The following is a 12,676-nucleotide window of genomic DNA, read 5'->3' as shown; positions in this document are numbered from 1 at the left end:
TAGAGTGCCTTCTGTTTTGTTATGTTCATTCATCGCAGCTGCTGACTTTTGATATGGCTAATCCCTTAAAGGTGTACTTACCCTAACTGGCGTTTAAATTGTTTACTGGCGAAGAAGTAAGCGATGACCATGATGCCGACGCACCAGGCAAGCGCGATCCAGATATCGTTGCCAACAGACCCTTCATACAAGAGGGCACGAATCGCATTCACGATTGATGTCACGGGCTGGTTCTCAGCGAACGCACGGACAATTTTAGGCATGGTTTCGGTCGGAACAAAGGCCGAACTGATAAATGGCAGGAAAATCAGCGGGTACGAGAAGGCTGTCGCCCCTTCCATAGACTTCGCTGTCAAGCCGGGAATGACCGCCAGCCATGTCAGCGCCAGTGTAAACAGCCCGAGTATCCCAGCTACCGCGAGCCACTCCAGGATACCAGCGCTGGAACGGAAGCCCATCAAGAGCGCGACGAGGATCACCACCACGACAGTAAGCGCATTGGAAACAAGCGATGTCAATACATGAGCCCATAATATCGACGAGCGCTTGATCGGCATGGTAATGAAACGCGCCATCAGCCCGCTCTTTACATCCCCAAACAGCCGGAAGGCAGTGTAAGAGATGCCGGATGCGATAGCCATCAGTAAGATTCCCGGCAATAAATAATTGACGTAGTTTTCCGTTCCTGTCTTTATGGCGCCGCCAAATACGTAGACAAACAGCAGCATCATCGCAATCGGCGTAATCGCCACCGTGATAATCGTATCCGGGCTGCGCATGATGTTGCGCATTAACCGTCCTAGTAAAACCCCAGTTTTGCTTTTCATTTACATTTCCTCCTTTTTGCCAATGATCGCAAGGAAAATTTCCTCCAATGTCGGCTGCTTCTCAATATACTCCACTTTCGCTGGCGGGAACTTCTCTTTGAGTTCCGCAAGGGTACCTGTCGTGATGATTTTTCCGCCATGCAGGATGGCGATGCGGTCCGCTAGTTGTTCGGCTTCCTCCAGATACTGGGTCGTCAGCAAGATGGTCGTGCCACTGCCGGCAAGCTCCTTAACGGTATCCCAGACTTCAAGCCGCGCTTCAGGGTCAAGCCCTGTCGTCGGTTCGTCAAGAAAAATGACTGCTGGCGTACCGATCAGGCTCATGGCGATGTCAAGCCGGCGCTTCATCCCGCCGGAATACTGGTCCGCCCGACGGTTAGCCGCATCGGTCAGGCTGAATTTGGCCAGCTGATGGTCGGCGACTTGTGCGGGATTGGAAACTCCCCGCAACTTGGCAATCATCATCAGGTTTTCCCTTCCTGTTTGCATACCGTCTAAAGCTGCGAACTGCCCGGTCAGGCTGATGCTCTGGCGAACATGATCCGATTGCCGCTGGACGTCATAGCCGTAAATACTTGCTTCGCCGCCATCGGACTTCATCAGCGTCGAGAGGATGTTGACTATCGTCGTCTTGCCCGCTCCATTTGAGCCCAGCAGTGCGAAAATTTCGCCGCGCCGTACCTCAAAATCCACCCCCTTTAAGACTTCCTTGTCTTTAAAGGATTTTTTTAACCCTTTTACAGAAATCGCTGCATTGTTCATACTTTTTTCCTCCTTATAAAAAGCGCCTTGCGGTGCTAGATTGCCTAAACTCATCTATTTAGTCTCACTGATAATCTGTATAACTTATTACTGAGTTAAAAATATAACTGAATAGCGAAGGCGGCAATTCATATTTGTAACCTGCTAATCAGTCGGTATTATCTATTGAATTTATTTTTTTCCCAAACGCTCCATGATACTCTGATTCAAATCTTCACGATACTTGGCGAAATAGGTTTTAGCGTTTGCCACTAGTTCGTCGGCAAAGGACGCCACGTCGTCCCCAGTGATTTCCAGCACTTGTCTGCCTTCCGCCGCACCGGCTTCGAATAACTCGATTAATTCATACTGCATGTGCAACATATCCATCCCGTTGCCCGCTGCGAATTTCCACATGTAGTTTTGAATTTTCTTAAATACAAACTGGTAGTCCTCTGGCAGTGCTTCAACCCGTGCCATCATCATCTTGTATTCTTTTTTATCACCAATCAATTTTTTGAACATTTCCATCATGTTAATTTTCCTCCTTTTTTATAAAGCTGAACATGACACTCCAAAAATATCAGACGGAATATCTTATGAAGCTAGATTGACTTTAAGACGTTGATTTTTGATGATACAAAATCCCATTTTTTCCAAAACAATTCAAGTTCCTGGCGGCCAGCCTCATTAAGTGAGTAAAACTTGCGGGGCGGCCCCATATCTGAAGGTTTTTTTTCAATGGTCACCAGCTTTTTCTTTTCTAATCGCACGAGGATCGTGTAGACCGTTCCTTCCACGACTTCGGTAAACCCAAGCTCATTTAGACGTCGGGTAATCTCGTAGCCATAGGTTTCATGGCGGCTGATGATTTCCAGCACGCAGCCTTCCAGCGAACCCTTTAGCATTTCAGTTAAATTTTCCATGTTCAGAGCGTCCTTTCAGTTAAATTTTCCATGTTAGTAGCCTCCCCTATTTTGTCTGACTTATATTCAGTACAACTTAGTACTAAGGGAAATTTTTACTGAATATCTTTTGGGAAATCCCGCTATTCAGTATTACTTATTACATGTATATCGTAACACCGAGTAGCAGGGGTGTCAACAATTTTTCTTAAAAATATTTTTGCAACCTCACTATTAAGTGGTGTCAGTATCCAGTGTGACTTACTACAGGTATATCGTAACACGTAGTAGAAAGACTGTCAACTGGATTTTCTAAATATCAACAATGATTCTTTATGAAGATAAGTGTCTTCTTTCCATCTTCACTTCCTGCAAAATGTGCAGGCACAACTAAAAAAAGCTTTAGAGGAATAACCCTCTAAAGCTTTCTCCAGACTATTTTAAGTGCCTACACTATCTGGTACATTTATAGAAATCCAATCATTGTGTCATCTTACCGAAGCTACCTCAGCTCCCTGGTAAATCCGAAATGCTGGAACGATCGTATCCGAAACAATTTCTTTTCCTTTTTCACGAATGAAATCCAATTTATAATAGGCATCAAATCGTTGGCTTATTTCCGTTTTCACAAGTTCGGGCGGAGTGACGACGATGAATTGGAACTTCAGTTTTTCAGCAACTGAGAATATCGGATCTAGGACATGTGCTGACGCAGCTTGTCCGAACGGATTATCACAGACTAATGGAACCCAGCTTTGATCTGATTCGTTCTTAACTGATAATAGCATCATCATCATGACCATTCGAGCAGAAAGCTTTTGTCCTCCACTGCCATCGGATTTCGTCTTTGAACCTTGATTAATGGTCTGCCAGGTTGAATAATGCTCTCTTTGTGGTTTCCCATACATAAAGGCATTATCCGTTCTCATATTATAGACAAGCAGCTCAGGATATCGATTTCGTAGTGAGACAAACAAAATTTGTTCATCGCTAATGAGCTGTTTTATTTCTTGGTCTACGGCTTGATTATGATTATCAATCGTATCAAATTGTTTGGTAATTTTGTTAATGGCAGCTACAAAATGCTGCTTCAGCAGCGACTCGATATCTTCAGCCTTTTTAGGTAAGATGTCTTCTTTTAGCTGGACGAGCGGAAACGATCCTCGTTCATTTTTCAGCTTCATTTTTGCAATCATGGAACGAATGGCCTCTGAAATGCTCATGACCTTCATACTGGCACGGCTGGCCCAGAAGTTTTGAGCCTTTTCTGCCCTTTCTTTGTCGCGTTCTAATTGTTCCAATCCACTTTGCGAAAAACGCTTCATATTTTTAACGACGCTTTGTATATGTGAATAATGCCGTGTATCCATATGGTCTAATGTGGTTAATACTTCATTCTTAAAACGAATCTCCCAATCTTTGCCTTCAATCGTTAACTTTAAATTACGCAATGATTGTTCGATTTTCGCATGCTTCTCTTGGCCTTCTTCCTGAATCGCTTGATGTTTTTCACACCAAGTTAAGATACATGCTTTACCTTGACTCTTAATCTTTTCTAAATCTGCATCAGTAAATGCTGCCGCTTCCTCCTTTAGGATAACGGATAATGTTAGCATGTCCCCTTCATAACCAGCAATGTTGGTGTTTGTTTCTTTTAGGCGCTTTTCAGCCTGCTTTACTTCCTCGATCGTTTGTTTCGTTTGGTCTTTTATTGCTACTGCCTTTATTTCTAAGTCAAGGTCTTCCCAATCTTCAGGCTGTTTTTCATGCTTTGCCACTTTCTTTCCTGACTTGTCACGCTGAACAACGGCAAGCTTTAAGGAAGTTTCAGCGACTGTTACCGCCGTTCCTTGTTCCCGTTCTTCTTTATCCGCTGACTTTGCTTCCTTTTGTGCAGTTTGGAGCATATTTTCTAATATACTTATAGGTTCTTCTGGTTCTGGAGCGTCCTTCCACTCCTTGTTGTGAGTATCAAGTTTTTTCTCTAATTTCTTTTGTTGCTTTTGTTCTGTCTCTTTTTTTGCTTGAATAATTAGTAATTCTCTAGCTTGTTCTTCTTTTGATTTTTGAAGCTGTTTTAACTCTTGCGTGCTTCCATTAATCTCCTCTAATAAATGAGCCGATAAACGAGGAACATCTTCACATTGCTCCGCTTTTTCATCAGCAGGAAAAACCGCTGCTTCAATAAAGAAGGCTATCTCCTTGATATTTTGTTCGGTTGTAACTTTCCATTCTAAATAAGTTTGATTCCACTTGTTTTGTAGTTCTACTATATTTTGATGCTCTTTTCCTATTTCTTGCTGCGCTACATTTAAAGCTTCCTTTTGTTTCTCTTTTTCTAATTTCACACGTTTATTTTCTTGATAAAGAGCCTTTGCACGATCAAAATCCTCGATTGTTTCTACATTTCTTGTAAGCTTTTCTATCTTTCCCTTTGTAGTCTCCAACTGTTCTTTTAGCTGAAGCTGCAATTCTTTTTCTTTTTGCTCTTGTGTTGTGATTTCCTGTAATTTCGTCTTCTTAGAAAGAAGGGTGTTCTGTTCGAGATTTAAAGCTTTCTCAAGATCAACAGCCAGCTCACTTGATAAAAATCGATCGATTTCTTTTATAATACGACGTAATGATGTTTCTGTTTTATTAATTTCAATCAGTGTATCTTTCTTTTCTTCTATTTGTTTAGCAATCCTAATTTTCCAGTTGGTAAATTGATTTTTATCCGTTAATAGCTCTCTTTCAGTTCCGTTAATGACCACAAAGGATGGATGGTGATTTTCACTGTTCATTTCCTCACGTAAGAAAATCGGAACAGGACTTTTAAACATTCTTCCTGAAAGAACCTGCTGATTAATTTTTTGCCATTGCTGCCCGTTTACAACTAAACCATATGGAAGGAGTGGATACGTCATAAGATAGCTCGTGATATCTTCTCTGCTTAAAGATTGGAGAAATTGGCTTCCATAAAATACATCAATGCCAGTCTTTTCGTCGATCCATTCCTTTAATTCTTTTACATCTTTATTGGGAATCCAAAAGTGCTCATCATTTAAGGAATGGTCCAGTTGTATTTCCCAAAGGTCTTTTTTAATTTGTTCACCTTGTTCTCGATTATTGCTTAGAATATCTTCAATCTGTATGGCATATTTCGAAAGAAGCGCATGGGTTAACGGTACTGTGACATCATCTAATAACCCATGAAGCCGATCTATTAGTTTTGCTTCTTTATGCCTTTGCTCTTCATTTGCTGCCTTTAACTCATCACATTTTTCTTCTGAAAACTGAATTGATTGGACGAGCGTACCATGTGAAGTGGCAAGTTGATTTTGCCGTTCACTAGATTCTTTATCTTTTGCTTGCAGCTCTTCTAAATTAGCTTTTTTCTGCTCAATTTGATTAGAGAGACTCTCCAAAAAACCCTTTAAGTCATAGGTTAAGCGGTCGCCAAATTCTTTAATAAGCGCCTCTTCCTTTGACTCAAATGTATGAATTTGCGTATAAAGAAAATCAATTTCAGTACTAAGCTGAGCAATCTCTTTGTTTTTTTGTTTATCCTGATGCGACAAATCATTTCCTTTTTTCTTTAAGAACTTTTGATACCCCAAATACTGCTTAACAGCTTCTTGTAGTGATAGATAAGCATGCTCCCATTGCTTTAGAGCTTCTTTTTTGATTTCATCCATTCGTTGATTCACTTGCTCTAAGCCACTATTTTGTTCTAAAGTCGCTATCTGCTGAGAAAGAGAGCGAATCGTTTGTTCGTTTTCACTCCACTCTTTCAATAATAGTAAAAAGGCTAACTGTTCTTTTCGTTCCTGTTTATCCTTAACAATTGCTTGTAAGGAAATATGCTTATTTCTTTCTTCTACTAATTTCTTCTCCCAATCTAGTACCTCTCTGTGAGCTTTTGCATATTCTAAATTGTCTTTTTGATAGCGTAAATCAGCTTGCCTTATCGTTAATTTTTCAATGTCTTTTTCTAAAGTAAGCAGCATTTCCTCTTCCGTTTGCTTCAAATGCTCTAAAGCACCTAGCAATTGTCTTCCAACCTTTACACTTTCAAGAACAATTTCTTTATGCTCTACCCCTTTAGCTAGGTTCTCTTCAAAAGGTACAATGTCTTCTAAAAATTCCTTATGTGCCTGTTCTCTTTTTAAGAGCACAGGCAGGTCCTTTGCAATACTTGCCTGACTCTTGAAAATCTCGACAAGATCGTTCTTTTGATGCTCCGTCCGATGCAAGACTTGACTAACAGTAGGAATGATTCGTTTTTGGAACAGGGAATGATCATCCTCAGCTCCCTCAAAGTACTTCCCAACACCGCCTTCATCCTTGTTAATGTCCTTCATAATATCCCAGTCTTTACGGTTAATTCCATATGTATCAAGAATGCGATAGTGCTTCTTCGTATCTCGGTAAACGTCATATCCATTCCATTTTAAATAGTCCTTCAAACTTTCGGTCTCAGCGACCTCATCATTTTCAAAGAGTGGAATATGCTCAAGCGAAATCTCTTCTTTCCGTTCAAATTCTCTTGTATAAAAGGTGATATTAGGGAGGATCTTCGCTTCTTGTTCCAAAGTTTTGCTTTCATTCCCACTTTCTTCACTCATCGAAATTCGCTGTTCCGCTGAGAACATTCCCCCGGTTACCAGATGGCGGCGGTCAGAACCGTCTAATTCCCACTGAATGAGAACATGGAAGGTATAAGGAATAAATTGCTCCTTATTATTAAAAAAGAACTGCTGATAATATCGATTGTTTTGTTTTCCCCAAGAGGTTCCAGGTTTAAGGATTTGGAAGATGGTTTGCAGGAATACACCTTTTCCACCTCCATTCATCATCGCAATGAGACCATTTGTTGATGTCTCTTCATTATGGAAGTTAAAAGTGGTATCTTTATATTGCTTTTGCATGCCATCATACTTCAGGCCAACAATTCTAATTCGATTGATTTTCGGCATGCTCATCCTCCTCTGTAGTCAACAAGTTTTTAAATAATTCATAACGATCATAATCGTGATACAGGTATTCAATTCGTTCAAAAAGCTCCGTTTTTGGAATCGCCTTTGGAATATCCTCCCGATCAAGAATGACGATTAACCCCTCAGTCTCTAATAAGCGCATAGCACTGGCAATTAAACCGATTCTGGTACGTCTATTGGCTTTTTTAATTCCATAATCCTCCGTGTCGACCTCCATGTATTTCCATGTTGTGACAACTTCCTTCATATCGATTCGTTCTTCTTCTCCGAAGGCAGGATTAGCTTTAAGAATACTTTCCCAATTCATGATCAAATCATTGACTTGCCTTTCTAATGCGTAGTAGCTAATCCCTTCCCGCTTCGTTCGGATTTTTGCCGCCTGATTGCGGTCTATGGCTGCTAAAAAGGACATAATGACAATGCTAATAAGATGGAAGTGTTTTTTCGTTTCAACTTGCTTATGCTTCTCTTTCATATGTGTAAAATTAGTAGCAAAGACGGAACCGGTTGGCTGGACAACTAAGTGGATCCTTTTAGGCGATTCAATGATATATGTACCTGATTCGTCTGCTAATAAAAGAACTGTCTGTCGCACTTCCGGATCAAAATACGTCTGGAAATGTTCGCTATTTTCGTCGATTACTCTATCTTTTAGTAACGAGAAATAGACCGCTGATGCTTTTTTGATTGATTCTGCATTCATCATTTCTCCTCCTGTACACATATCTTAAACGGGGTAATTTTCATTTGATACCATAGGAAAGGCTCCGCTCGATGATCAAACATAGTAAAGAGTTTCAAGCCTTCAAACACTTGAAATTGCGGATATTCCTTCATTAGTTTATAAAGAAGAATCTCCCTCTCATCACTTAATGTTTCTTCCTTCCGATGCAGTACTTGAACCTTTAGCGGCTTTTTATCAAACATCATCCATAAATCAATCGTTTCTGATTCTTCAAACCATAAATCCTGCACCTCTAATGGACAGTCCTGCAAATCAGCTAATGAGAACTCTCCGTATGTTTGTAAATGTTGAAAAACATAACTCCATGCCTGAATGACAGAGTCCCAGTTCGTCACGCGCAGACGTGTAATGCTTTCTTCTGCCTCTTCTTCGATTACAACATCCGTTAATTGTTTTTCATCAAATTCTTGTTCGCCCCAAATCCAATCAAGCGGCAAAATAAATTCATTCTTCGGTGAAAATAATGGAGAAAGTACTTTTTCTATCGTCTCGAAACTTTGAACTCCTTCCTTCATGAACCAATTTTCATAAAGATGTTCTCGGAAGGAAACCAGGTTGGTTTCCCAAAACAATGAAGGGTTTTCCGCCTTTAATTTCATCTCATAGGAGATATTTTGAATGACGAGTTTGGCAAAACGATCATGCAATTGCCTTGTATGGCCAATTTTTTCTTGAAGTAGAATCAATTCTCTCTGAATGTAATCATCTTCTTCATTTCTTCGTTTCGTTTTATCGATCATGCTAGTAATGGTGCGGAAGTGATTCTTTTCTTCTTCAAATTGCTTCTCAATTTCAACACGATTGTCAGCCCTTTGCCATTCTTCTTCCATCAATAAGATTTTGGGATTGTTAATCATTTCTTTTTGAAAAGTGAATTCTTTTGCCATTAAGCGGTTTACTCGTGAAATGAGGTGATCGAGGTTTCGAGTAGCTTTTCGAAAATTACCATTTTTAATCAACTGCATACTGTAGAGTTGTTCAATCGTTATGGAGAATTCCTCAGCCATTTCTCTGCTCATAAATATCATTTCCTGAGCGACATCGGTGAGTTTATAAACAATCGATCCGCCAATCTCTAAATTCGTATATAATTCATCCATAGTGACATATCGGAATGTTTGCGTTTCCCATGATTGTCTTATTTCATCGTAATACAAGGTTTCAAACGGTTTACTATATTCTTCTTTTCCCTGATATAAAAGCCCACTTGTAATCCGTTCTATTTGCTTATCGTCTGCTAAAAGCTTCATTTGCTTAACCGAATCTTCTACCATATACCTAATATCTGATTTGCGTCGATGATCATCATCATTTAATTCTCGATAAAAGATGGTGAGGAGTACCTGCATAAGAATCGTTTGGATATGAGGCTTCAGCTCTCCTACTTCCATTCCCCTGCCAAGCTCAAACAGTGGATTTAATCGTTGTATTCGCTTGCCGAAACCTTCCCATGATTCGTTCACAGCCATCTCCTCCATGTTTCGATTGTTAAAACTTCTTGTGGGATTCGCTTATTTTCCTGCCATAATTGCAGTAATAAAGCTTGCTCATTTTCTGTAAACCATTGAAAAAATAAATCACGGTATTTGATATTTTGAGTTTGACCGATTTTCTGGTCATTCCTTTGTTCTAGACATTCGAGCATTTTCCGATAAATTTTTAAGGCCGGCTGAATACAGCAATCTGGATATTTTTCTATAAGCCGCATGAGGATCCCATATCCTGCGGCATCAAGATCACCTGCGTAGTAGAAAAGATAGGATTTTGGCGGAAACATTCGAAAGAAAAAGGAAAAGCTCCGTTCAATTTTAGTCCCTTCCCCATAAATAATCAGTTCGGGTTCATAATCGAGTTGGTTCGCTTCCAATAATTTAATGGCAGTATGAAAGAACGATAGATTTTCGACGATTAGAACTCTTTGAATATCTTTCATTTCTTTCCCTTGTTTGATCCAAAATACAAACGGCTCCCCATAGTTCACCATTTTAAGTTGGTCTTCTGCTATTCCAATTCTAGCTAAAAAGCCTTTTCCATCAGGGAAGCTATCACTATCAAATAAGAACTTTTCATGGCCAAAGAGCTCCAGACTTCTTTCTTCTAACGAAACGATTTCCCGTTCCTGACTGGACTTTAGAAAAGTATATAAATTCTGGATTCGATTCCATTCGTCTTCCGTTTGCCATTCGGGATGCCGTTCATAATAGGAAAAATCAAATTGATCACTTAATTTCATCATCTCGAGACGATCCCATTTGTCTGTCTGAACTTTTATATTTACCCAGTAATATAAGGCAAGCTCCGGTGTTCTACCATTGGATTGATTATTTTGAATAGGTATAAGTTGCCCTTCAGCTTGCATTATTTCTATTGCACGATAAAACAACGAATAACCGTCCATTTCAAAATAATCATCCAAAAGCTTGCGCAACTGAAATTCTAAATCATTAATATTTATTTTCTTTTTCTGTTTAGGGTGTTGAATATCTCCAATAAAACCTCTCACCCGTGTTTCAATGACATCGATTGTACTCACCTACTTACATTTTCATAGTGTCATAAAAATAGACTACTATACTCATTTTGGACATCCTTTAATTATAAACTAGTTGCGTTATTGTTGGTAAATGAAATTTTCTTAAAATAATTTGTTGAACAGCCACCCTATTAATGGGATAAGGACATAAATAATTCACTCCAAATAATAAAGCACCATTTAGGTGCTACAGGTTGTAGACAAAAGGCAGTCTAGCGAGCCTATTCGAAGTAAAATGTTAAAAGCACCCTCCTGTACGAAAGGTGCCACTTTTTTTCATAATTGAGGACGTAGGTTCGTGCTCTTGGTAACCATTTTAATCATTTCCTCAACCAGAGTCGGAACTTCTTCGAAGGCACTTTTAATGTGCAGTCGTTCTGTTCGTTTATGGGCATCCTTTCCAAACGGACCGACATTTAAGACAGGAGCATTAAGATGGGTCATTGCATCAAAAGGTATACTGTAACTGCTTCCCCATACCGGCGTGTTTGCTTTAAAGGCAGTCCACCCTTCCCCTTCATCCTGGTAGTTAACATAGCTTAAGTCACTGATTCCATTGAAATAATGAACCTGCTTTACAGGTAAATTAAATTTTTCTTGTCCTTTTTCCTTAACATATTGGACACATCTCTTAACGAGGTCATCATCAGAAGAATTAACCGCCGGGTAATAGGGAGGTGCATATATTAAGACAATCGCCGGTGCAAGCTCCTGACATTCTATCATCAGACTGTCTGCTATTCGCAATGATTTTTCACGATCATCCCAGTTAGGTTTTGCTTGGACTTCAGCCTTTATTTCCTCCACAAAAGGGACTCCGAATTTACGGATTGCATGAGTTTGTAAATCTTCATAACGCAAAACACGGACCTCGCCAACCGGCTCCACGGACTGGTTCAAACAAACCTCTTTATACGCTTTATTGCACGACCCTGCCGCATCAATCGCAACCTTTTCAAATATCTCCATGATTTCTTCTGCATTCCGTTTCATTAAAAACACATTATACAAGGCTGCAGAACGGTATGGCGTCTGAACAGAGTATTCCAATCGTAAATCTTTTTGTTGAAGGGTAACAGGGAGCGGTGTCGTTTCTCCGTTCACTTTTTCCTGGAGGCTCAAATTCCATTCCATCCGCTGTGTCAGAAATGAGGCAATATAAGGTGCAGTAATGCCACTGAGTGGTTCGCCTACATGTGTTTCTTTACCATAAAAGAGCGCTGATGGCATAATTTTACCAATTGACCCAGAATAAACATAAAAACTTCGATCACCCGGTTCCTGAGTAAATACCGGCTCTCCGTTTAGGAAAAGTTTATACGTAAGATTATGCTTGTCTTTTAATTCCAGCAATTTCGTAACGGCCGCACGCATACCAGATGAATTCACCTCTTCATCAGGGACTGTCAGCAGGAGGAGATTAATCGGCCATTTATCAACCGTGGCTTTTTCTAATAATCCCATATGCATCGCAAGTCCCATCTTCATGTCCATTGTGCCCCGTCCAAACAAATATTCACCAGATGCGAGATCCCTCTGTGCATCTCCATGCAACTCGTCAATTCTATTTAAAAGTAATTTCGTCAATTCTTCCGGCTGATAGGCATATTCCTCAAGGTCCCCATACTCTTCTGTATTTACCGTATCAAAATGACTCAGTAAAACAATCGTTTCCTCTGCATCACACTTATATAACCCTGTTAAGAACCGCCGCCCCAAATCAGCCTCATGAAGACCCAAATGGCCGGGATTCTCCTGAAAATACTGCAATTCCTGTAGTTTCGCTTGAACCTTGCCGGGAAACTCCCGCTCCCCCTCAGTTAATGTCATACTTCTCCAACTAACCAGTTCACACAATAATCTCCGCAACTTATCCGGTGTTCCCCACCTAAGTTTTTCCATTATCCAAAACCTCCTAACCATTCCAATTATTCTTTAACAGAGTG

The 12,676-nt window shown here is 40.1% G+C and carries 9 protein-coding genes; all 9 read right to left on the bottom strand.

The features are described 5' to 3' along the window. Positions 1-77: 77 nt before the first annotated feature. Positions 78-827 (bottom strand): ABC transporter permease, encoded by a 750-nt coding sequence (locus ACJ004_RS03925; RefSeq protein WP_410891202.1) that lies wholly within the window; start codon positions 825-827, stop codon positions 78-80. Then, positions 828-1,589, bottom strand: a complete 762-nt coding sequence (locus ACJ004_RS03920) for an ABC transporter ATP-binding protein (RefSeq protein WP_410891201.1) — start codon at positions 1,587-1,589, stop codon at positions 828-830. Between the two features lie 171 nt (positions 1,590-1,760). Beyond that, complete coding sequence (locus tag ACJ004_RS03915; protein ID WP_410891200.1) at positions 1,761-2,102, bottom strand: DUF1048 domain-containing protein; 342 nt, start codon at positions 2,100-2,102, stop codon at positions 1,761-1,763. 71 nt (positions 2,103-2,173) lie between these two features. Further along, positions 2,174-2,494 (bottom strand): PadR family transcriptional regulator, encoded by a 321-nt coding sequence (locus ACJ004_RS03910; RefSeq protein WP_057776084.1) that lies wholly within the window; start codon positions 2,492-2,494, stop codon positions 2,174-2,176. A gap of 467 nt (positions 2,495-2,961) precedes the next feature. Beyond that, positions 2,962-7,431, bottom strand: a complete 4,470-nt coding sequence (locus ACJ004_RS03905) for a coiled-coil domain-containing protein (protein ID WP_410891199.1) — start codon at positions 7,429-7,431, stop codon at positions 2,962-2,964. Then, complete coding sequence (locus ACJ004_RS03900; RefSeq protein WP_410891198.1) at positions 7,409-8,155, bottom strand: DUF6063 family protein; 747 nt, start codon at positions 8,153-8,155, stop codon at positions 7,409-7,411. The genes ACJ004_RS03905 and ACJ004_RS03900 overlap by 23 nt, the downstream gene beginning before the upstream one ends. Then, positions 8,155-9,666, bottom strand: a complete 1,512-nt coding sequence (locus ACJ004_RS03895; protein ID WP_410891197.1) for a hypothetical protein — start codon at positions 9,664-9,666, stop codon at positions 8,155-8,157. The genes ACJ004_RS03900 and ACJ004_RS03895 overlap by 1 nt, the downstream gene beginning before the upstream one ends. Beyond that, positions 9,657-10,730, bottom strand: a complete 1,074-nt coding sequence (locus ACJ004_RS03890) for a Wadjet anti-phage system protein JetD domain-containing protein (protein WP_410891196.1) — start codon at positions 10,728-10,730, stop codon at positions 9,657-9,659. The genes ACJ004_RS03895 and ACJ004_RS03890 overlap by 10 nt, the downstream gene beginning before the upstream one ends. 276 nt (positions 10,731-11,006) lie before the next feature. After that, complete coding sequence (locus tag ACJ004_RS03885) at positions 11,007-12,632, bottom strand: M20/M25/M40 family metallo-hydrolase (protein WP_410891195.1); 1,626 nt, start codon at positions 12,630-12,632, stop codon at positions 11,007-11,009. Between the last annotated feature and the right edge of the window lie 44 nt (positions 12,633-12,676).

It is taken from the genome of Neobacillus sp. 204, assembly GCF_046562815.1.
In the GTDB taxonomy this organism is placed as follows: Bacteria; Bacillota; Bacilli; order Bacillales; family Cytobacillaceae; genus Neobacillus.
The sequence above is the reverse complement of the archived record's forward strand: the minus strand, read 5'-3'. Positions and strand labels throughout refer to the sequence as shown.

Excerpts from the sequence above, each read along its gene's own strand:
- ACJ004_RS03915 (WP_410891200.1), bottom strand. The coding sequence starts at position 2,102 with ATGATGGAAATGTTCAAAAAATTGATTGGTGATAAAAAAGAATACAAG.
- ACJ004_RS03910 (WP_057776084.1), bottom strand. The coding sequence starts at position 2,494 with ATGGAAAATTTAACTGAAATGCTAAAGGGTTCGCTGGAAGGCTGCGTG.
- ACJ004_RS03895 (WP_410891197.1), bottom strand. The coding sequence starts at position 9,666 with ATGGCTGTGAACGAATCATGGGAAGGTTTCGGCAAGCGAATACAACGA.
- ACJ004_RS03920 (WP_410891201.1), bottom strand. The coding sequence starts at position 1,589 with ATGAACAATGCAGCGATTTCTGTAAAAGGGTTAAAAAAATCCTTTAAA.
- ACJ004_RS03905 (WP_410891199.1), bottom strand. The coding sequence starts at position 7,431 with ATGCCGAAAATCAATCGAATTAGAATTGTTGGCCTGAAGTATGATGGC.
- ACJ004_RS03900 (WP_410891198.1), bottom strand. The coding sequence starts at position 8,155 with ATGAATGCAGAATCAATCAAAAAAGCATCAGCGGTCTATTTCTCGTTA.
- ACJ004_RS03885 (WP_410891195.1), bottom strand. The coding sequence starts at position 12,632 with ATGGAAAAACTTAGGTGGGGAACACCGGATAAGTTGCGGAGATTATTG.
- ACJ004_RS03925 (WP_410891202.1), bottom strand. The coding sequence starts at position 827 with ATGAAAAGCAAAACTGGGGTTTTACTAGGACGGTTAATGCGCAACATC.